This window comes from Amycolatopsis dongchuanensis (assembly GCF_039542405.1).
In the GTDB taxonomy this organism is placed as follows: Bacteria; Actinomycetota; Actinomycetes; order Mycobacteriales; family Pseudonocardiaceae; genus Amycolatopsis_E; species Amycolatopsis_E sacchari.
Window position 1 is genome coordinate 1 of the sequence record NZ_BAABIB010000101.1, and the last position, 21194, is coordinate 21194.

Here is a 21194-nt window from a genome sequence, read left to right on the forward strand (position 1 = left end):
CGGGGTGCGGGGTGCGGGGTGCGGGGTGCGGGGTGCGGGGTGCGGGGTGCGGGGTGCGGGGTGGGTGGAGTGGCCTGGCAGCGGGGGCAATAGTCAGGAAAGGGCGGGGTAGGCGGGGCAGGGAATCGTGAGCTGGGGAGTTGGGCCGGAGTGGGCCGGGGAGCCGGGGGCAGGGTGGGCCGGGAAGAGGGAACGGGTGAGGCAAGGCCAGAGTGGGGGGCCTAAGGCGAGAGGGCAGGGGACGGCACTAGGGCGGGAACCGGTATGCGGGGGCCAGGAGGACCTGGGCCCCGGCCGGGAGCCGGGAGAATCGGACCTGACGCGCCAGGGGTAATCGCTCAATCAGGGCCATTCGACCTGCTGGTGGGGCCTCGACGGAGCGGGCCTCACCGCCTCTGTGGCCCAACCGGACCAGGCCCAATCGCCTTCGAGGCTCCGGCGCCTCTGCGGTCCAACCGCCCCGGCCAGGCCAGGCCCCGCCGGGCCAGGCCGAACCGCCTCGCGGCGCCGACCGCCTCTGCGACCCATCCGCCTCGCGGCCCAACCGCCTCTGCGGCGCATCCGGCTTGGAGCCCATCCGCCTCCGGCGCAACGGCTCTGCGGCCCATCCGCCTTCGCCGCAACTGCCGCGCCGCCCCGGGCTAGTCGGTCACGGCACTGGCGCCGCCGCGTGGCGGGCCGTCGGCAAATTCCTGCTGTTGCTGATCAGCTGGGCTGCCAGGTCGTCCACGCAGGCTGTGAAGTCCTGGTCTCCCGGCTCCTCCGCCAGCGACTCCAGCAGCCACACCCGCCACGCACCGACCAGGCGGGCGAACGTGTCCGTCCCCAGGCCCGTGAACCGGTAATGCCCGTCGGCCTCCGAGAGGTGGCCTGAATCCACCAGCTGGGCCGCCGTGGGCTCGAAAATGCCCGGCGGCACAGCCGTCCCCGAGGAGAGTTCCTGCAGGGTCGCATCACCGTCGTCGGCGCTGTGTCGATAAATCTGCACCAGCAGCCAGGCCTGTGCATAACTCAACCGCACCCCCGAACGCGCCAGGATCGCCGGGCCCGGGTCCGCCTGCTGGCGCCGCCACAGGCTCGCCACCACGCGCTCCAGCTCCTGCCTCGAACTCCCCGAACCCGGTTCGGAAAAACCGCTGCTCTCCGCTGCCACGGCACGAGCCGCATCGCGCAGGGGGACCTCCTTCAGGAACAGGGCCACGACGAACGCGACCAAGCCGATCGGCGCGGCCACCAGGAACATCGTCTGTATCGCGTCCACATAGGACGACACGCTCGGCGTCGCGGGCAGGCGGCTGCTGAAGATCGTGCCGAACACCGCCACCCCGAACGAACTGCCGAGCGTCCGCAGGAACGAAACCCCCGACGTCGCCACCCCGAGATCCTCGTAATCGCTCGTGTTCTGGACCACGATCGTCGGCACCTGCATGCAACAGCCCAGCCCCAGACCGAGCACCACCATGAACCCCGACGTCACCCAGAACCCCGTCCCGGCGTCCAAAGTGGACAACAGGAACAGGCCAAGCGCCATCACGAGCGAACCCGCGAGCGGGAACGCCTTGTACCGCCCCGTCCTGCTGATCACCATGCCGCTCACCAGCGACGTGACCAGCAACCCCACCACCAGCGGCAGCATCCGCAGCCCCGACTCCGTCGCGCTCGCGCCCTGGACGCGCTGCAGGAATGTGGGCAGGTACGTGATCCCGCCGAGCATCGCGAAACCCACCACGAAACTCAGCACGCTCGCGACCGTGAACACCCGGCCGCGGAACAGGCGCATCGGCAGCATCGGCTCCGCCGCGCGCTGCTCCACCAGCACGAACAGCACCAGCAGCACCACCGAACCCGCCGCCATGCCGAGGATCACCGGCGACGTCCACGCGTACTCGGTGCCGCCCCAGCTCGTCACCAGCGTCAGGCCCGTCGACGCGAGCGCGATCAGCAGGATCCCCAGGTAGTCGATCCGCGGCCGGGCCGCGCCGCGCACCGCCGGCAGCGCGAACGCCGCCACCAGCACCACCACGACACCGAGCGGGATGTTCACGTAGAACGCCCACCGCCAGCTGAGGTGGTCCACGAACAGGCCGCCGAGCAGCGGACCCGCCACCGTCGCCACGCCGAACATCGCGCCGATGACGCCCTGGTACTTCCCGCGCTCCCGCAGCGGCACGACGTCCGCGATCACGGCCGACGACGTGACCATCAGGCCGCCACCCCCGAGCCCCTGCACCGCGCGGAACACGATCAGCCACAGCATCGAATCGGCCCAGCCGGAGAAGAACGAGCCGACCAGGAACAACAGCACGCTCGCGAGGAAGGCCTTCTTGCGGCCGAACAGGTCCCCGAACTTGCCGATCAGCACCGTCATGATCGTCTCGGCGAGCAGGTACGCCGTGACGACCCACGACAGGTGGTTCACGCCGCCGAGGTCCGCGACGATCGTCGGGAGCGCGGTGGAGACGATGGTCTGGTCGAGGGCCGCCAGCAGCATCCCCAGCATGATCGCCGCGACGACGCTGTGCTGCCTGTTCCTGCTGGTCACAGCCCGAAGGCTAGTTCCGGAACCGGTTTCCCGGTGGGCAGCTCACCCGAAGGGGTTCATCCCGGTTGTCACCTTCGTCACCGAGGCCCTGCCCCGGCGGCCCTCCGTGCCGTCCTGCCTTGCCATTACGCTGGTGAGGACCGTGGTGAAGTGCGAAAGGGCAGGGGAACGTGTCGGTTCAGAGTGGCACCATCGAGGATCTGCGCGCGAGCGTGGGCCTGCGGATCGCCGATGAGCAACTGCTGCGCACGCTCGCCGGCGGGCTCACCGACGTAGAGAACCTGCTGCGGGAGACCGCCCGCAGCGACGTCAAGGCCGTGCACGAGGCCGCGTCGCACCTCGTCGAGGCCGGTGGCAAGCGCTTCCGCCCGCTGTTCACGCTGCTCGCCGCCCAGTTCGGGGAGGGCAACCACGACGGCGTCGTGACCGCCGCGGCCGCTGTCGAGCTGGTGCACCTGGCGACGCTGTACCACGACGACGTGATGGACGAGGCCACCATGCGCCGGGGCGCCCAGAGCGTCAACGCGCGCTGGGACAACACGGTCGCGATCCTCACCGGCGACTTCCTGTTCGCGCACGCCTCGCGGCTCGTCTCCTACCTCGGCACCGACGCGGCCCGGATCATCGCCGAGACCTTCGGCGAGCTGGTCACCGGGCAGATGCGCGAGACCGTCGGCCCCGGCGACGGCGAGGACCCCATCGCCCACTACCTGAGCGTGATCGCGCAGAAGACGGGTTCGCTGATCGCGACCGCCGGCCGGTTCGGCGGCATGATCTCCGGCGCCCGGCCCGAGTACGTCGAGGCGCTCACGCGGTTCGGCGACATCATCGGCACCGCGTTCCAGATCTCGGACGACATCATCGACATCGCGTCCCCCTCGCACGAGTCCGGCAAGACGCCCGGCACCGACCTGCGGGAGGGCGTGCGCACCCTGCCGATGCTGTTCGCGCTGGCCGACCCCGCCACCGACCCCCGGCTGGTCGAGCTGCTGGCCGCCCCGATCACCGACGACGCGCTGGTCGAGGAGGCGCTCGGGCTGCTCCGGGCGTCCAGCGGCCTCGACCAGGCCATGGCGACGCTGTCCGACTACGCTCGGCGAGCGAGGGTGGAATTGTCCGCGTTGCCGGCGTCGTCGGCGCGCGACGCGTGCGAGTCCGTCGCCGACTACCTGGTGGCACGGACCCGCTGATCCCGCTCCGTCCGTCATGAGTGGGCCACCGCGGTGTCACTGACAGTGGTACCGAGAACGGTGGGGAAAGAAAGGACAGCTCGATGTCCCTGTTCGGGCAGGTGTGGCTGTGGAGCGCGGCGGCGTTCGTGCTGGGGGTGCTGCTGACCTGGTTGCTGCTCGTCCGGCCCGCGCAGGCGCGGAACCGGTCGCTCGAGCGGCAGCTGCTGGACGCCAAGAACGCCGCGCCGGAGCGTCGGTCCGCGGCGCCCACCCGCACCCTCGACGAGCCGGACACCGGGACGCGCGCGCTCGACCCGGAACCGGTGCAGCCGACCCGCGCCTTCGAGCCGGAGCCGGAACCCGAGCCCCTGCCGGAGCCGGTGTGGCACGAGCGGGACAGCTTCGGCGGACGGGTGCCCGAGCACGACGAGTCGGACGCCGAGAAGACGTCGATCTTCACGCCGTACCCGCAGGAGGCCGAGCGCGGCTCGCTGTTCGCGCCGGACGCGGAGGCCGAGCGGGGCTCGCTCTTCGAACCGGGTGGTGAGCCGGACCGCGGTTCGCTGTTCGACCCCGTCGCGGAGGAGCGCGAGCCGCACGAGTTCGCGCACCAGCGGGAAGACGTGTACGCCGACGAGCACCCGTCGGGTTTCCACGCCCGCCTGGAGCCGGAGGACGAGCACGAGCACGGCTCCCTGTTCGAGCCCGAGGAGAGCTACGGCGCGCACGCGGCCGTGGACGAGCCGCCCGCCTACGCCTTCGGCAACGACGACGACGCGCGTGCCGACGACGAGGCGCCCGCCGAATCGACGGCCGTGCTGCCCCGCCGCCAGCCGCGCTCGACTCCGCCGAGCAGCTTCGAGCCGCCGCGGCCTTCGGTGCGGTCCATCGAGCGGCGCGAGCCCGCGGTCGGCGAAGGCGGGCGCAGCGGTTCGCTGTTCGAGCCCGCCGTGCGGCCGAACGCGGGAGCGCACGCGGCACCCGAACCCGCCGCGCCGGCCCCGCCGCCCGCGCGGACGCCCGTGTCCGACGCCAGCGTGCCGCCGGGGCCGTTCGGTCCGGGGTCGGCGATGCCGCGGCCCGGCGGCGGACGGCCTTCGGACGAGTTCACGGTCAAGGCGAGCGTCACCGCTCTGCGGTACTGCACCGAGGAATCGCCGCAGTTCGCGCGGATGATCGCCGAGGTGTGGTTCCGCTCCGCGGCCGACGCCGAGCGGGTCGGGTTCCGGCCGCTCTCCTGACGATCAGGCGACGACGGTCCAGGTGTCCTTGCCGGTGAGCAGGGACTGCAGGTTCGGGGCCTTCGCCTCACGGGCCTGCTCCACCTGGGCCCGCGCCTGGTCGTCGTACGTCGGGCGGTCCACGTCGCGGAAGATGCCGACCGGCGTGTGGTTCAGGTTCTGGTCGCCGAGGCGGGACAGCGCGAACGCGTACGCCGTGTCGGAGATCGACGGGTCGTGGACGACGAGGTTGTCCTCGCCGATCTCCGACACCTTGCCGATCTCGAAACCGCCCCAGCCGGTCGCCGTGACGCCGTACTCGGCCTCCGGCCCGAAGCGGATCGGCTCGCCCGCGCGCAGCGGGATCAGCCGCTGGGCCGCCTCGTCCTTGTCCTTCAGCACGTCGAACGCGCCGTCGTTGAAGATCGGGCAGTTCTGGTAGATCTCCACCACCGCCGAACCGCGGTGCCGGGCGGCCGCGGTGAGCACCTCCGTGAGCCCGGCGCGGTCCGAGTCCAGCGCGCGGCCGACGAACGTGGCCTCCGCACCGAGGGCGAGCGACACCGGGTTGAACGGGGTGTCCACCGAACCCATCGGCGTCGACTTGGTGACCATGCCCTGCCCCGACGTCGGCGAGTACTGGCCCTTCGTCAGCCCGTAGATCCGGTTGTTGAACAGCAGGATCTTGATGTTGACGTTGCGTCGCAAGGCGTGGATGAGGTGGTTGCCGCCGATCGACAACGCGTCGCCGTCACCGGTCACGACCCACACCGACAGGTCGGGGCGCGTGGTCGCCAGGCCCGTCGCGATCGCCGGCGCGCGGCCGTGGATCGAGTGCATCCCGTACGTGTTCAGGTAGTACGGGAACCGCGACGAGCAGCCGATGCCCGAGACGAACACGATGTTCTCGCGCTTGAGCCCCAGCGTGGGCAGGAACGACTGCACCGTGTTGAGGACGACGTAGTCACCGCACCCGGGGCACCACCGCACCTCCTGGTCGGACTTGTAGTCCTTGGCCTTCTGCGGCTCGTCGGTGTGCGGGACGAGGTCCAAGCCGCCGACGGTCGGCAGGCCCAGCTCGGTCGCGGTCATGCGGGCACAACCCCTTCGATCAATTCGGTGAAGACGTGCTGGAGTTCTTCGGCCTTGAACGGCAGGCCGGCGACCTTCGTGTAGGAGTGCACGTCGACCAGGTACTTCGCGCGCAGCAGCAGCGCGAGCTGGCCGAGGTTCATCTCCGGCACGATGACCTTGTCGTAGCCGGCGAGGATCGCGCCGAGGTTGCGGGGGAACGGGTTGAGGTGCCGCAGGTGCGCCTGCGCGATCGGGATCCCCGCCTTGCGCACGCGGCGGCAGGCGGCGCCGATCGGGCCGAACGTCGAGCCCCAGCCCAGCGCGAGCACGCGGGCCTTGCCCCCCGAAGGATCGTCGACCACCAGGTCCGGCACGTCGATGCCGTCGATCTTGCGCTGCCGCAACCGGACCATGTGGTCGTGGTTGTCCGGGTCGTAGGAGATGTTGCCCTTGCCGTCGGCCTTCTCCAGCCCGCCGATGCGGTGCTGCAGACCCGGCGTGCCGGGCACGGCCCACTCGCGGGCCAGCGTCTCGGGGTCGCGGACGTAGGGCCAGAACTCGCCGGAGCCGTCGGCCGCGTTCGGCTGCGTCGCGAACTCCACGCGCAGGTCGGGCAGGCTGTCGACGTTCGGGATCAGCCACGGCTCCGAGCCGTTGGCGTTCGCGCCGTCGGACAGGATCAGCACCGGCGTGCGGTACTTCAGCGCGATCGAGGTGGCTTCGAGCGCGGCGTTGAAGCAGTCACCGGGGGACTGCGGCGCGATCACCGGCACCGGGGACTCGCTGTTGCGGCCGAACATCGCCTGCAGCAGGTCGGCCTGCTCGGTCTTGGTCGGCAGGCCCGTCGAGGGGCCGCCGCGCTGCACGTCGATGACCACCAGCGGCAGCTCCAGCATCACGCCGAGCCCGATCGTCTCCGACTTCAGCGCGATACCGGGGCCGGAGGTGGAGGTGACGCCGAGCGCGCCGCCGTAGGAGGCGCCCAGCGCGGCGCCGATCCCGGCGATCTCGTCCTCCGCCTGGAAGGTGATGACGCCGAAGTTCTTGTGCTTGGACAGCTCGTGCAGGATGTCCGACGCCGGGGTGATCGGGTACGTGCCCAGCAGCACCTGCAGCCCGGCCCGCTGCCCGGCCGCGACGATGCCGTACGCGAGCGCGGTGTTGCCGGTGATCTGGCGGTACGTGCCGGGGGCGAGCTTCGCCGGGGCGACCTCGAACGTCGTGGCGAAGGACTCCGTGGTCTCGCCGTAGTTCCAGCCCGCGCGGAAGGCGAGGATGTTCGCTTCGGCGATGTCGGGCTTGCGCGCGAACTTCTCGCGGAGGAACTGCTCGGTGCCCTCGGTCGGCCGGTGGTACATCCACGACAGCAGCCCGAGCGCGAACATGTTCTTGCAGCGCTCGGCGTCCTTCTTGCCGAGCCCGGTGTCGGCGAGCGCGCCCTGCGTCAGGGTCGACATGGCGACCTGGTGCACCTGGAAGGCGGACAGCGAGTCGTCCTCGAGGGGGTTCGAGTCGTAGCCGACCTTCGTCAGGTTGCGCTTGGTGAACTCGTCGGTGTTGACGATCAGCGTGCCGGCGGGCGGCAGGTCGCCGATGTTGGCCTTGAGCGCGGCCGGGTTCATCACCACCAGCACGTCCGGCCGGTCGCCTGGGGTGAGGATGTCGTAGTCCGCGAAGTGCACCTGGAACGACGAGACGCCGGGGATCGTGCCCTGTGGCGCGCGGATCTCCGCCGGGAAGTTCGGCAGGGTCGCGAGGTCGTTGCCGAACGCGGCGGCCTCGGAGGTGAACCGGTCGCCCGTCAGCTGCATGCCGTCGCCGGAGTCACCGGCGAAGCGGATGACCACCCGGTCGAGCTTGGAGACCTCGGTCTGACGGGTTGCCGACAACGCGCCGTTGCCATTGGCATTCGTGCTCATAGGTCAGGGAATCCCTCTCTCCCGACTTGGCCTGTCCTCGGTGACATCTCGCGCCGGGCGCACCTCCGCCGATACCTCCACCTTACTGGGGATATTCGCACGAGTCTCGGGGTGTGACCTGGGGCACCTCGCCCCCGGCGTTCACATGCTGAGACCCGCAGGTCAGGCGCCGGGTGTGGGCGGCCGTTCGAGGAGCCGCGACAGCACGACGGTCGACACCGTGCGGTCGATGATCTCCAGGCCCCGCAGGCGTTCTAGCGCCGTCTCCAGCTGGTGGATGTTCGCCGCGCGCAGGTGCACGATCGCGTCCGCCGCGCCCGTGACCGTGTACGCCGCGACGACCTCGGGCAGCGGTTCCAGGCGGGCGCGGATGCGGGCGGGCGGCACGTTGCCGCGGCAGTGCACCTCGACGAAGGCCTCGGTGCCCCAGCCGAGCGCCTCCGGGTCGACGACCGCGGTGAAGCCGCGCAGCACCCCGGTTTCGAGCAGGCGGTCCACCCGGCGTTTGACCGCGGGCGCGGACAGGCCGACCACCTTCCCGATCTCGGCGTAGCTCGACCGCGCGTTGGTCACCAGGCACGAAACGATTCGCTGATCCAGCGGGTTCACACGCAATGTTTAGCAGGTACGTGCGCAAGGAGCGGTGATTGATCGCCACTGAACCGAGTCATACCTTGAGAAGCATGAACCTCCGGGTGCCGCTGACCCGCCGCTACCTCATGTGCCCGCCGCGGTACTTCGCCGTGGACTACGCCATCAACCCCTGGATGGACCCGTCGCAGCCGGTCGACGTCGGCCGCGCGATAGCGCAGTGGACCGGGCTGCGGGACACCTACCGCAGGCTCGGGCACACGGTGGAGGAGATCGAGCCGCAGCCGGGGCTGCCGGACATGGTGTTCGCGGCGAACTCGGGCACGGTGATCGACGGGCGCGTGCTCGGCGCCCGGTTCCGCGCGAAGGAACGCGTGCCCGAGGCCGACCACTACCGGCGCTGGTTCCTGGAGCACGGCTACCGCGACGTCGTGATGCCGTCCCGGATCAACGAGGCCGAGGGCGACTTCGCCTGGACGGGCCGGATGATCCTGGCGGGCACCGGGTTCCGCACCGACCCGGAGGCGCACGCCGAGGCGCAGGAGATCCTCGGCGTGCCGGTGCTGTCCCTGCGGCTGGTCGATCCCCGGTACTACCACCTCGACACGGCGTTGTTCGTGCTGAGCGAGGCGACGGAGTCCCGCCCGGCGCACATCGCGTACTACCCGGAAGCGTTTTCCGCCGGCTCGCGGCGCGTGCTGGCCCGGCTGTTCCCGGACGCCGTGCTCGCCGACGCCGCGGACGCGGAGTGCTTCGGGCTCAACGGCGTGTCCGACGGGCGTAACGTCGTGCTGCCGGTGGAAGCGACGGGACTGGCGGACCGCCTCGCCGAGCAGGGCTACGAGCCGGTGTTCGCAGACATCTCGGAACTCCGCAAGGCCGGTGGCGGGCCGAAGTGCTGCACACTGGAGATCCGCAAGTAGGCGCTACGGCGTGAGCCGGTAGATGTGGTAACTCGCCTCGGTGCCGAAGTCGTCGGTCAGCTTGCCGCCCTCGACCGGGACCTGCCGGTTCTCGTACAGCACCTCCGCCTTCGCCGCGGACAGGCCGGTGGGCAGCGTCAGCGTCTTCTTGCCGGGCGCGGCGCCACGGCCGATCATGGCGAACACGTAGTAGGAGCCCTGGTACTCCTTGAGCATCGTGTCCATGTCCGGGGCGAAGGAGTACTCCAGGGACTGCGTGTTCAGCACCGGCGCGAGCTCGGTGATCCGGCGGTTGACCTCGGTGACCGCCGGGCGGATCGCGGCGCCACACCCGTCCCGCAGGACGTGCTGGGTGCGGCAGTCGCCACCGAAGTTGTGGTTGAAGTAGATGACGCCGCGGGCCCCGTGGATGAGCGAGTTCACGACGGCGCCGGAGAGCTGCTCCGGGGTGATCGTGGTCCGGTACTTCTCGAACGGCGCACCGTCCTCGACGAAGGCGTAGACCGGCTGCCGCTTGCCGTCCATCCCGTCGAGCTGCCGCATCCGGTCGATCGTGAAGCCGTAGGACGCCGACAGGTGGCACACGTTCGCGGGCGTCTTGGTCAGCTCGCAGATGCCGTCGTCGGTGTACCAGTAGGTGTCCATCGACGCGGTGTCGGTGTAGTCGAGGAAGCGCGCGGCCAGCTGGTCCTTGATGAAGAACTCCATGCCGTAGCCGAAGTTGGCGTAGCGGGCGCGGCCGTCGTGCTGCGGCAGCCGGTCGCGCAGCGTCTGGAGGACGGTGTACCCGCACAACGCGGATTCCGGGACGCAGATCTCGCCTTCGCCCGGGTACTTCCCGGTCCACGGCGCGTCACCCTCGTGGCCCCACAGATCGACTTCGTCGGTGAGCAGCCAGCCGACCGTCTCGTCCCCGTACCCGGGCAGCTGGGTGCTGGGGATCGCGTACATGCCGTTGGCGCGCACGAGTGAGAGGTCGCTGGACTGCGTCAGCTCGAAGTAGGTGTTGATGCCCGCGGCCTTGTCGAGGTCGACGTCCCGCTGGGAGGTGACGGCCTCGTACCAGACGCCGATGGGGAAGAACCGGGGATCCGTCCAGGCCGCCATCTTGGGGAACTGGCGGTAGTACTCCGGACCGCCCTCCCACGGCACGCGGGGCAGGTCGCGCACGCTGACGGCGGCCGGTTGCGGGGGCGGGCCGGGCACTTCGCGGTAGGCGAGCAGCCCGCCGACCACGGCCACCGCGATCGCCAGCGTGAGGGCGGACCACACGCCCCGCCGCCTCATCCGGATTCCACCAGGCGCACCAGCTCCGCCGCGCGGGACCGCCACGAGTAGGTCAGCACGGACTCCCGCAGCCGCTGGGCGGGCTGGGGCGCGCCGTGCGCCAGGCTTTCCCTGATCGCGGCGACGAACTCGGCCGGCCCGCGGGCGACGCGTACGCGGTCGCGGTAGGCCGCCAGCTCCTCGAAGTCGGTGCTCACCACGGGCAGTCCCAGAGCGAGGTATTCCTTGAGCTTGATGGGGTTGGAATGACGGATCCATTCGTTGTCGAGCCAGGGCATGAGCGCCACGTCGAATCCCGAACCGTAGGACGGGATCGTCGCATAGGGGCGGAAGCCCAGCCAGTGCACGTTCGGGTGGCGTTCGAAGCGGGACATGTCGTGGGTGGCGTCGCCGATGAGCACCAGCGAGCAGTCCGGCAGTTCGGTCGCGACGTGTTCGAGCAGGTCGAAGTCGACGAGGAAGTCGTCCAGCGCGCCGAAGAACCCGATGCGCGGACCGGGGATGGCGGCGAGGTCGGCGGGCAGTTCCGCGCGCGGCCGGAAGTGCTCGACGTCGACGCCGTGGTCGAGGAAGTACGCCCGCTCGCCGGTGCGCGCGTGCTCGTCCTCCAGCAGCGCGTGGCTGACGTAGAGGACGTGGTCGGCGTGGTCGAGCAGCGCGCCTTCGAGCTCCTCGATCGTGCCGCGGTCGGCCTCGGGGAACTCGGAGTGCCGGTCGGAGCGGTTGAACACGAGGGCCCGGCGGCGCATGGGTGCGACGACGTCCCAGGCGGTCGGGATGGTCGCGACGATCACCGGTTCCGGCAGCCGCAGCGCGGCACACACCAGCCGCACCTGACCGCGCACGAGCGCGGCGTTGACCCGCCGCAGCAGCGGTGAACCGTAGAACGGCAGCGGGAGCGGGGACATGACGTGGAAACCGGGCTCCGGGCGGCGCACGAACTTCGCCACGCTCCGCAGCTTGCGCAGGATCCGGCGGGTCACCTGGGTGCTGCGGCCGGGAGTGGGCATCCGCATGCCGATGCTGTTGACGATCAGCACGCGCCGCTGCCCCGCGACCGAGCGCATCAGCTGGAAGTCGGAGTGCGCCTGGTTGTGGTACCACCAGTCCTGCGCGGAGAAGCAGACGTAGCCGGGGGTGCGGTCGGCGACCGGCCACCGGCGAAGCCACAGCAGCTCACGCACCGCCCGCCGGTGCTTCGCGCCGCCGTCGCGGCCACGCAGCAACGCTCGCGGGACTTCGTTGGCCAGTACTGCGAGGCGCATGCCGAGCGCGGCGAGGTGCCCGTCCCGCTCGCGGCGCAGGCGGACCCGGTTGGCCGCAGACAGTGCCCACAGTTCCGGCGAGGTGGACTGTTCGCCGCCGAGGTGGATGGCCACGGCGTCGGGTTCGAAGCGGACCAGGTAACCGGAATCGCCTGCGCGGAGAAGGTATTCCGTCTCCTCCGAGTACAGGAAGAACCGCTCCTCCATCGGCCCGAGGGCCTTGCGGCACTCGGCGGAGACGAGCCAGCACGCGCCTGTCGCCCAGTCCACAGTGGACCGGCGTGAGTAGGCCTTGGCGCCGATGACGAGTTCCCCCAGGGCCGGGATGCGGCCCGCGCGGGTACCGCCGAGCACGGCTTCGCCGAGGGCACGCAGAGTCGTCGGACGGCGGCGCAGGGACGGATGTGGTTCGCCGTCGGGGCCGAGCAGCAGCGGGACGGCGACGCCGGTGCCCGGTACCGCCAACGCCTCGCGCAGGGCCTTCACCGCGCCAGGTTCGAGGCGGACGTCGGGGTTGAGCACGAGGACGTCGCTGTCCCCGGCGACGGCGAATCCGGCGTTCACGCCCGCCGCGAAACCGTCGTTCGTCTTGCGGGCGATGATTTCCGCGTGCGGAGCGGTCTTGCGCACCACGTCGAGCGTGTCGTCCGTGGAAGCGTTGTCCACGACGATGATCCGCGCCGAGGGGATTCCCTCCAGCGCCTCGGTGACGGAGTCGAGGCAGTCGGCGACGATCCCGGCGCTGTGGTAGGTCACGATGACGACGGCGAGCGGCATGGGTGTCACGGCTCCACGGGGAGTGCGGTCGGGCGCGGTTCCACCTTCGCGGCGGCGCGGCGCAGCAGGGCGCCGGTCAGCAGCCGCACCGCGAACGGGGTGTCGTCCTGCAGGTAGCGCCGGGCCAGCCGGCGGGGTTCGAGCGCCAGGCGGTGCAGCCATTCCGCACCCATCCGCTGCACCAGTTCCGGCGCGCGGCGGAACTGCCCGGCCGCCATCGGGATGCCGGCGCCGCAGCCGAGGTACCACGCCGAGGGCAGGTCCGCGCGCACGCCGGCGATCAGCTCCTCCTGCTTGGGAAAACCGAGCCCGACGAGGACCAGGTCCGGCTTCGCTTCGACGAGCTTCGCGGTGACTTCGGCGCGGGCGGCGGCCGAACGTTCGAAGCCGAACGGAGGCGAGTCGGTGCCCGCGATCCGCAGCCCGGGGTAGCGCGACGACAGCACCTCCGCCGCTGCTTCGGGGACGCCGGGTTCACCGCCGAGGAGGTAAACCGAGCGGCCCGACCGCGCGGCGGCCTCGGTGAGGGAGAAGACCAGGGACGCGCCGGTGACGCGGTCGAATGCGCGGCCCGACGACAGTTTCGCCGTCCACACCACCGGCATCCCGTCCGCGACGACGAAATCCGCCTGCGCCACCAGTCCGGCGAGCCGCGGGTCCCTCGTCGTGGCACGCACGATGTCGACGTTGGCCGTGACGATCCAGCCACCGGCGCGGCGCTGCCAGCCGCCGATCACCTCGTCGACGATTTCGGTTTCGCTGAGCGGGGAAATCCTCACCGCCCCCACGGGGACCGTGGAGGTTTCGGCGTCCATCACGGGCACCTCTCGGTTTCTCGTTGCGAATGCGCCCGAAGAGTCGCCGGTGCGGCGAGAACGTTACAGCCGCAACGGAACGGGAGAGGAAGCGTTGGGAATCAACACGACCGGCGGTGCCGAACCGTCGGCGGGCACGGACAGGATGGAAGTTTTCTCACCGTTCTGCGGGGTTCGCGCGTAGGCGAGCGTGTTGTCGTCCAGCCACACCGACTGGTCGTCGATCCCGGTGGTGCCCGGCAGGATCCGCTCGGTGTTCGTGCGCAGGTCCAGCACGGCGACCTGCCACGGGCCGAGCCTGCTCACGCGCTTCTTGTACGCGATCCGGCTGCCGTCCGGGGAAAGCGACGGGCATTCCGCGTCCTGGTGGATGTCGTGCAGGGTTTTGGTGACCAGGTCGCCTTTCACCAACCAGGTGCGGTTCTGGGCGGCCATCGTCGCGTAGAAGGTGCGGTCGTCGGCCGCGACCGTCACGCCCCAGAAATTGCGGTCCGCCGGGGTGAAGACGTTCCCGTTGACCGTCGCGGTGAAGTCCTCCAGCGTCTCGACCAGTTCGCCGGACCGCAGGTCCAGCACGCCCGTGCGGGTCGAGAACCCGCCGGGCACGCTGTAGGAGTCACCGGTGACGAACGTCGTCCAGGCGACGATGTGCCCGGACGCGGAAACCCTGGCGCGGTTGGGGATCCCGGCCAGCCCCACCGTGCGGACGACCTTGCCGCCCGCGTCCAGCACGGCCGCCTCGTAGCTGGGGCCGACCCCGGCCAGCCGCAGGCACACCGTGGTGCCCGCGGCCGAGTAGACCCGCTGGCACTCCAGGGAAGTCGCCGTGCGGGGGCCGCCGGGGTCGCTCGCCCGCACCTGCTCCACCCGGTTGCGCCCGTCGTCCTGTTCGATGAACAGGAGGTTCCCCGCGGTCGGTGCCGCCGTGCCCGCCGCTGTGCCGCTCCGCCCGTCGACCGCCGCGTACACGACGTATCCGGCGCCTGCCAGTACCACCACGACGATGGCGGCGATCCCGGCCGCGATCCGGTGCCGCGCCAGCCATTCCTTCACGCTTCCCGCCTCTTCCCCCGCACCAGCAGGCCCGCGCCGACCAGCGCGGGCACGAACACCGAGAGCGTGATGAGCACCGAGGTCCCGGTGGCCAGGTTCGCCAGCAGAACACCGAACAACGACGACGAGATCAGCCGCGCGACCGCCTGCCCGGTCTGCACCACCGCGAGCCCGCTCGCCCGCAACGGCGCGGGCACGAGCGGCCCGGCGTAGGCCATCAGCACGCCGTCCGTGGCCGCGTAGAACAGCCCGTGCAACGCGAGCCCGGCGACCACGATCGGATAACCGCCGCCGGAGGTCAGCAACAGCGCGTACAGCCCGAGCAGGAGCACGTGCCCGGCGAAGAACACCGGCCAGCGGCCGATCCGGTCGGCCAGCCTGCCGAGCGGGATCGCGCCGAGGAGGAACACCAGCGCCGTGCCCAGCGGCAGCAACGGCAGCACCGACAGTGGAACCGCGGTGGTCTTCTGCAGGACCACGAACACGAAGGCGTCGCTGATCGTGGCCAGGCCCAGCAGCCCCGCTGCGAGCGTCGCGCGCCGCAACCGCCGGTCCCGCACCAGGCCGAGGCACGCGCGGAGCGAGACGGGATCCTGCGCGGGCAACGGTTTTCCGGTACCGGCGCCGTCCCGTACGAAAGCGGCCAACACGATGAGCCCCAGTGCGGCGAAACAGAAACTCACCACGAACACCGGGGAGGAACCGGTACCGAGCTGGCTCAGGATCCAGAACGTGATCAACGGGCCCAGCAACGCGCCGAACGTGTCCATCGCGCGGTGCACCCCGAACGCGCGGCCCAGCCGGTCGGCCGGGGTCGCGAGCGAGATCAACGCGTCCCGCGGCGCGGTGCGCAGCCCCTTGCCCGCCCGGTCCGCCGCGAGGACACCGCCGATACCGAGCCCCGAACCGCCCGCCAGCGGGAAGAGCAGTTTCGTCAGCGCCGAGGTGCCGTACCCGGCCAGCGCCACGAGTTTCGGCCGCCGGAGCCGGTCGGCGACGTAACCGCCGACGAGCCGCAACACCGCGGTGGCGCCGTTGTACAGGCCGTCGAGCAGTCCGAATTGGACGTAGCCGAGCTGCAGCGTGTAGAGCAGGTAAACGGGCAGGAAGGCGGTGACCATCTCCGCGGACACGTCGGTCAGCAGGCTCACCGCGCCCAGCGCGAACACCGTCGCGGGCAGGCGGCCGCCACGCTCCGTGCGCTCTCCGATGCCGGGTGGCGTGGAGCGGGAGGTCAAGTACACAGCTGCGTAGTCGGGAACGCGTGCGGGTCCGTTAACAGCACTGATGCTCCGGCGCCGTAACAATCCGGGGCCGTTCCCGACTGCCCTGCTGAGAACAGTTGCGGGGAGGGCGAATGGACTTCTGGGCCACGATCAGGGTGCTGGTACGGCGCTGGTACGTCGCCGTCCCGGTGTTCCTCGTCGCGCTGGGTCTGGCCGGTGGGGTGTACGCCTCCGTCGACACGCAGTACGAATCCACCGGCACGATCGTGCTGACCTCCCCGGCCGCGGGGGCCAGGGCGGGTGCCGGCCCGTCCCCGGAGAAGATCAACCCGCTGCTGGCGTTCGACGGCAGCCTCACCACCAGCGCCGAGATCCTCATCCAGTCGCTGCAGGACCCGGCGACGGTGAAGCAGTTCGAGCACGTGGACGGCGTCAAGACCACCTACGAGGTGGGCAACGGGCAGCTGTCCGGCCCGTTCGTCGTGGTGGTGGCCGACGCCGCGGCCCCGCAGGCCGCGGAGAAGACGGTCGCGGCGGTGCTCGACCTCGCCCGCAAGCAGCTGGCCGACCGGCAACAGGCGCTGCAGGCCCCGCAGTCCACCTACATCAGCGCGGACCAGGTGATCAACCCGACGCCCGCCGAGGCGAAGATCGGCGGCAAAGTCCGCTACGCCGCCGTCGCGCTCGCGCTCGGGCTCGTCGCGGGCCTCACCGCCGCCTACGGCTTCGAAAGCTTCCAGCAGCACCGGAAGCGCAAGCCGCGCAAGGAAAAGCCCAAGGAAAGGCCGCAGGAACAGGAGCAGGAGCCGTCCTGGCCCGAGGAAGGTGACGAAGACCTCAGCGAGGAGCTGACGAAGCTGATCGCCCCCGTTTCCGGCACCGCCGAGCCGCGCCGGCGGCGTGACCGGCACTGAACCCGTGACCACGACGACCGGGCCGCGCCGCCGGGCCGACGGGGCGACCCTCGCGTGCTGGTACGTGGCGGTGGCGCTGATCGTGCCCGCCCGGCTCGTGATCTCCGGGATCTCGATGTCCATCACCCCGGCCACGGTGTTCGGGCTCGGGCTGGGGCTGCTGTGGTTCTGCGGCCAGCTGACGACGACGCTCGGCACCGCGAAGGGGCGCAACGCCGCCCGCACGGTCCTGTTCGTCTTCATCGTCACCCAGCTGGCCACCTACGGCTACGCCACCCGCAACTACCTGCCGCCGGACGAACTCGACTCGGCCGACCGGACGCTCGTCACGATCCTCGCCGTTGTCGTCGCCGGGCTGGCGATCTGCGACGGGGTGCGCACGCTCGCCAGGATCGAGCTGGTGCTCAAGTGCATCGTCGTGACCACCACGGTGGTCGCGGTGATCGGCATCCTGCAGTTCCTCGCCGACTTCGACCTCACGCGCTACCTCGTGCTGCCCGGGCTGCACCCCGTGACGGCGGACGGGTTCATCCTGGAGCGCGCCGCGTTCCGCCGTCCCGCCGCGACCACCGGGCACCCCATCGAGTTCGGTGTGGTGTGCGCGGTCGCGATGCCGCTCGCCGCGCACTACGCGTTCACGGCGCGCGACCGCGGGGAGCGGGCGGCGCGGCGGTGGTGGCTGTGCCTCGCGATCGTCGCGGTCGGCGCGATGGTGTCGCTGTCCCGTTCGGCGATGCTGGGCCTCGCGCTCGCCGCGCTGGTGCTGCTGATCGGCTGGCCCGGCCGCCGCCGCATCCAGGCCGTGCTGGTGGGCGCCGCGTTCATGGTGCTCATGCGCTTCCTCATCCCGGGGCTGCTCGGCACCCTGTACGGCCTGTTCGCCGACATCGGCAACGACACCAGCATCTCGGGCCGCACCCAGGACTACGCGACCACGAGCGTCGTGATCGCCCAGCACCCGTGGCTCGGCCGGGGGCTGGGCACGTACCTGCCCAGCAAGTACGGCCCGCTGGACAACCAGTACCTCGGCACGCTCGTGCAGAACGGGTTCATCGGCCTGTTCGCGCTGATCGCGTTGTTCGTCGTCGGCGCGTACGCCGCCTTGCGGGCCCGCAGCCTGAGCCGCAACGTCCACGTCCGCGACCTCGCGCTGACGCTCGTCGCGTCGTTGTCCGTGCTCGCGCTCGGCGCGGCGACGTTCGACCTGCTGGCGTTCTCCATGGCGACCACGCTCGCGTTCGTGCTCGTCGGCCTGAGCGGGGCGCTGTTGCGTGCCGTGCGGGCCGAGCACGCGGCGAACGGGATCGACCCGCCGACGATCCGCGCCGCGCTGAGCGGCCTGCTGCGAACCCGGAGCGTGAAGTCATGACGAGCCTCACCGCGCGGCCACCCGTGCTCGTCCGCTCGTACGCCTGGCTGGACGCACACGCCCGGCAGGTCGCGCTCGCCGCCGTCGCGCTGTCGCTGCTGCTCGCCGGCGGCTACGCGCTCGTGCTCGGCGACACCCTGCGCTACCTCGACGAACGGGTGTACGTGCAGCTGGCCGGTTCGCTCGCCTCCGGTGCCGGGTACAGCGCCGACGGCGTGCAGGCCACCGCCTACCGCCCGCCCGGGTACCCGTTCCTGCTGACCCCGGTGCACGGGCTGACCGGCGGCGACGTGCTGGCCATGCGGTTCGTGGGCGTGCTCGCGCTGGCGGGCTGCGTGTGGTTCGGCTACCGGGTGGGGCGCCGCCTGTTCGCCGCGCCCGCCGGTGCGCTGGCCGCGGTCGTGCTCGCGTGTTACCCGCTGTTGACCTACACCGCGACCGCGCTCTACCCACAGGTGCCGGGGTTGTTCCTGCTCCTGGTGACGATCGACTGCGGGATGAGCGCGGTGGAGACGCGGGGCGGGCGGCGGGTGGCCGACGTCGTGGTCGCGGGGCTGGCCGGTGGGCTGCTGGTGCTCACGGTGCCGAACTTCGCGCTCTCCGTCGTGCTGGTGCCGGTGTGGATGGCGTGGAAGCGGCGCGGGGCGTGGGGTGCGGCCGCGGCGGTGGTGGCGCTCGCGGTCGCCGTGCCCGGGGCGTGGTGTGTGCGGAACGCCGTGGCGTTGCACGCTTTTGTGCCGGTGTCCACCAACGACGGGATCAACCTGCTGCTGGGCAACAGCGAGCACACCACCGCGGGCAGCGGGACCGAAGTGGACATTTCGCGCTACGAGCAGTACGCGAAGGACCACCACCTCGACGAGGTCGGCATCAACCGCTACTTCAGCGACAGCGCGGTCGACTGGATCACCGAGCACCCGGGGGACGCCGCGGTGCTGTACGGCGAAAAGCTGGCGAACACGTTCTCGTTCTCCAGCGACATGGCCACCTCGGGGCAGGGCGGCCGGACCGCGGACCTGGTGCTGGCGCTGACCTACTACCCGGTGCTGCTGCTGGCCGTGCTGCGTGTCGGCCTGGCCCGGCGGTGGCCGCTGTCGCGGACGGAGACCCTGCTGGCCGTCCTGGTCGTGCTGAACTTCCTGCTGCAGGCCGTTTTCTTCACGCGCCTGCGGTTCCGGGTCCCGCTCGACGGGCTGACCGTGCTGCTCGCCGCGTCCGTGGTGGTCCGTTTCGCGAGGGGGAGCCGTGGCGCATAGGGCGGTCCAGGAGACCCGCGGTCCCGTCCGGAAGGCGCTGAGCTTCAGCGCGCTCAACACCGTGCTGGCCAAGCTGGGCTCGTTCCTCACCGGGGTCGTGCTCGCGCGGCTGCTGGTGCCGGAGGACTTCGGGGTGTTCGCGGTCGCGCTCGTCGTGCTGACCGCGGTGCTGTCGATGAACGAACTCGGGGTGAGCCTGGCGCTCGTGCGGTGGCCGGGCGACCCGCGGCGGATCGCCCCGACAGTGACCACGATCTCGATCGGTTCGAGCGTGCTGCTGTACGCCGTGTGCTGGTTCGGCGCGCCGGCGTTCGCGGAGGCGCTCGGTGCCCCGGCCGCGACCGGGCTGGTGCGGCTGCTGTGCGTCACGGTGCTGATCGACGGCGTGACGGCGGCACCGGCCCAGCTGGTCAACCGCGAGTTCCGGCAGGGCGTGCGGCTGCTGTCGGACGTGGCGAACCTCGTGGTGACGACCGGGGTGACGGTGTCGCTCGCGGCGACCGGGCACGGCGCGTGGAGCCTCGGCTGGGGGCAGCTCGCCGGGAACGTGCTGTCCGCGCTGGTGTTGTGCCGGCTCGCGTCGATGTGGCCGCGGCCGGGGTTCGACCGGCGGCAGGCCGCCGAGCTGCTGCGGTTCGGGCTGCCGCTGGCCGGGGCGAGCGCGCTGGTGTTCGCGATGCTGAACGTGGACTACGTCGTGACGGGGCGGGTGCTGGGTGCGGTGGCGCTCGGGTTGTACCTGCAGGCGTTCAACCTCGCGAGCTGGCCGGTGAACGTGTTCTCCGCGATCGTGCGGCGGGTGTCGCTGGCGGCGTTCGCCAGGGTGCAGGACGATCCGGTGCGCCGGCAGGAGACGCTGGCCAGGATGACGACGCTGCTCGCGGTGCCGACCCTGTTCGTGTGCCTCGTGCTGGGGCTGCTCGCGTTGCCGCTGATCACCACGGTGTACGGCGGCGCCTGGGCGGCGGCGGTCGCGGCGCTGCAGTTCCTGGCGGTGCTCGGGGCGGTCCGCGTGTTCTGCGAGCTGTGTTACGACTTCCTCGTCGCGCTGGGCCTGTCCCGGCTGACGCTGTGGTTGCAGGGGTTGTGGCTGGTGGCGCTCGTGGTGGCGTTGCCCGTCGGCGCCGTCACCGGGGACATCCGGGGGGTGGCCGTGGCACACGCCGCGGTGGCGGTGTTCGTGGTGTTGCCGGCGTACCTGTTCGCGCTGGTGCGCACCGGGGTTTCGTTGCGGGCGCTGGGTTCGGCGCTCGCGAAGCCCGCGGCGGGCGCGGTCGTGGCGGCGATGGTCGTGGTGGGGCTGCGCCTGGCGTTGCCGCCGTCCCCGCTGTTGCTGGTGCTCGCGGGGGTGTTGGGGGCGCTGGCGTATCTGCCCTTCGTGTGGCCACTGCGGGCGGAGTTCCGCAGGCTGGGGTGAAGGCGGCCTAGCGGGCATCGGCTTGACACGTGGTCAGCGGGCGCCTTCGCGCGAGGGAAGGTGCGTTCGTCCCGCTAGGGAATTTGCCGTTTGGCGCCCGTGCCCGTGCATCACCGGGCTCTGGCCGGTTGTTCCCGGTACCTCGTGGAACATGCAGCGTCACGAGCGAGGCGGTCATGGAGCTCGCTCTGAATCCGATCACCGAGGGGTCAGAACGAGTCCAGCATTCTCGGGGTTGTGTTCGTGACCAGTGCGTCGAGTACGGAGGCGTCGCCTGTGCAGAGGCCGGTGCGGCGCAGGGTTGTGGTGGGGACGGCTCCGGAGTACCACGGGCCGAGGGCTCTGGCGTGCAGGCGTACGTCGGGGCGGGACAC

General features: G+C 71.0%; 17 protein-coding genes. 7 read left to right on the forward strand and 10 right to left on the reverse strand.

Features of this window, described 5'->3' with window-relative positions:
- Positions 1-649: 649 nt before the first annotated feature.
- Positions 650-2542 (reverse strand): MDR family MFS transporter, encoded by a 1893-nt coding sequence (locus ABFX51_RS27150; protein WP_428832504.1) that lies wholly within the window; start codon positions 2540-2542, stop codon positions 650-652.
- Between the two features lie 170 nt (positions 2543-2712).
- Here ABFX51_RS27150 and ABFX51_RS27155 point away from each other — a divergent pair, with 170 nt between their 5' ends.
- Together ABFX51_RS27155 and ABFX51_RS27160 are read left to right on the forward strand one after the other, a co-directional pair.
- Entirely contained in the window at positions 2713-3732 is a 1020-nt protein-coding gene (locus tag ABFX51_RS27155) for a polyprenyl synthetase family protein (protein ID WP_091505139.1), read from the forward strand.
- Between the two features lie 83 nt (positions 3733-3815).
- The gene (locus tag ABFX51_RS27160; protein WP_091505138.1) at positions 3816-4955 is read left to right on the forward strand and encodes a sunset domain-containing protein; all 1140 of its coding nucleotides are present in this window, start codon (positions 3816-3818) and stop codon (positions 4953-4955) included.
- 3 nt (positions 4956-4958) lie between these two features.
- On the opposite strand, the gene ABFX51_RS27165 is transcribed toward ABFX51_RS27160, so the two are convergent.
- The 3 genes from ABFX51_RS27165 to ABFX51_RS27175 form a co-directional block, all read right to left on the reverse strand.
- On the reverse strand, positions 4959-6026 hold the full coding sequence (locus tag ABFX51_RS27165; protein ID WP_091505137.1) for a 2-oxoacid:ferredoxin oxidoreductase subunit beta: 1068 nt from the start codon (positions 6024-6026) through the stop codon (positions 4959-4961).
- On the reverse strand, positions 6023-7927 hold the full coding sequence (locus ABFX51_RS27170) for a 2-oxoacid:acceptor oxidoreductase subunit alpha (protein ID WP_091505136.1): 1905 nt from the start codon (positions 7925-7927) through the stop codon (positions 6023-6025). Before ABFX51_RS27170 ends, ABFX51_RS27165 begins: the two co-directional genes overlap by 4 nt.
- Before the next feature lie 162 nt (positions 7928-8089).
- Positions 8090-8536, reverse strand: a complete 447-nt coding sequence (locus ABFX51_RS27175; RefSeq protein ID WP_091505135.1) for an Lrp/AsnC family transcriptional regulator — start codon at positions 8534-8536, stop codon at positions 8090-8092.
- A 74-nt stretch (positions 8537-8610) separates the two neighbouring features.
- Between ABFX51_RS27175 and ddaH the strand changes: the two genes are divergently transcribed.
- Positions 8611-9441: a dimethylargininase gene (gene ddaH / locus ABFX51_RS27180; RefSeq protein ID WP_346055306.1), complete on the forward strand. Its 831-nt coding sequence runs from the start codon at positions 8611-8613 to the stop codon at positions 9439-9441.
- A 3-nt stretch (positions 9442-9444) separates the two neighbouring features.
- On the opposite strand, the gene ABFX51_RS27185 is transcribed toward ddaH, so the two are convergent.
- The 5 genes from ABFX51_RS27185 to ABFX51_RS27205 form a co-directional block, all read right to left on the reverse strand.
- Positions 9445-10728 carry a hypothetical protein gene (locus tag ABFX51_RS27185; protein WP_346055307.1) on the reverse strand — a complete coding sequence of 428 codons (1284 nt, stop codon included), beginning with the start codon at positions 10726-10728 and terminating at the stop codon, positions 9445-9447.
- Positions 10725-12770 (reverse strand): glycosyltransferase, encoded by a 2046-nt coding sequence (locus ABFX51_RS27190; protein WP_091505133.1) that lies wholly within the window; start codon positions 12768-12770, stop codon positions 10725-10727. Before ABFX51_RS27190 ends, ABFX51_RS27185 begins: the two co-directional genes overlap by 4 nt.
- Positions 12771-12775: 5 nt before the next feature.
- Positions 12776-13585, reverse strand: coding sequence for a WecB/TagA/CpsF family glycosyltransferase (locus ABFX51_RS27195; protein ID WP_091505221.1), 810 nt, complete (start codon positions 13583-13585; stop codon positions 12776-12778).
- A gap of 63 nt (positions 13586-13648) precedes the next feature.
- The gene (locus ABFX51_RS27200; RefSeq protein WP_091505132.1) at positions 13649-14638 is read right to left on the reverse strand and encodes a TolB-like translocation protein; all 990 of its coding nucleotides are present in this window, start codon (positions 14636-14638) and stop codon (positions 13649-13651) included.
- Complete coding sequence (locus ABFX51_RS27205) at positions 14635-15882, reverse strand: MFS transporter (protein ID WP_425425799.1); 1248 nt, start codon at positions 15880-15882, stop codon at positions 14635-14637. Before ABFX51_RS27205 ends, ABFX51_RS27200 begins: the two co-directional genes overlap by 4 nt.
- Positions 15883-15995: 113 nt before the next feature.
- Between ABFX51_RS27205 and ABFX51_RS27210 the strand changes: the two genes are divergently transcribed.
- The 4 genes from ABFX51_RS27210 to ABFX51_RS27225 are packed head-to-tail and all read left to right on the forward strand — an operon-like array spanning position 15996 to position 20820.
- Positions 15996-16778 (forward strand): hypothetical protein, encoded by a 783-nt coding sequence (locus tag ABFX51_RS27210; protein WP_346055308.1) that lies wholly within the window; start codon positions 15996-15998, stop codon positions 16776-16778.
- 4 nt (positions 16779-16782) lie between these two features.
- The gene (locus ABFX51_RS27215) at positions 16783-18147 is read left to right on the forward strand and encodes an O-antigen ligase family protein (RefSeq protein WP_245782960.1); all 1365 of its coding nucleotides are present in this window, start codon (positions 16783-16785) and stop codon (positions 18145-18147) included.
- Positions 18144-19403: a glycosyltransferase family 39 protein gene (locus ABFX51_RS27220; protein ID WP_346055309.1), complete on the forward strand. Its 1260-nt coding sequence runs from the start codon at positions 18144-18146 to the stop codon at positions 19401-19403. The genes ABFX51_RS27215 and ABFX51_RS27220 overlap by 4 nt, the downstream gene beginning before the upstream one ends.
- Positions 19393-20820 (forward strand): oligosaccharide flippase family protein, encoded by a 1428-nt coding sequence (locus tag ABFX51_RS27225; RefSeq protein ID WP_346055310.1) that lies wholly within the window; start codon positions 19393-19395, stop codon positions 20818-20820. The genes ABFX51_RS27220 and ABFX51_RS27225 overlap by 11 nt, the downstream gene beginning before the upstream one ends.
- Positions 20821-21029: 209 nt before the next feature.
- Here the strand turns inward: ABFX51_RS27225 and ABFX51_RS39800 are convergent, their stop codons facing one another.
- The gene (locus ABFX51_RS39800; protein WP_342743475.1) at positions 21030-21194 is read right to left on the reverse strand and encodes a sterol carrier protein domain-containing protein; all 165 of its coding nucleotides are present in this window, start codon (positions 21192-21194) and stop codon (positions 21030-21032) included.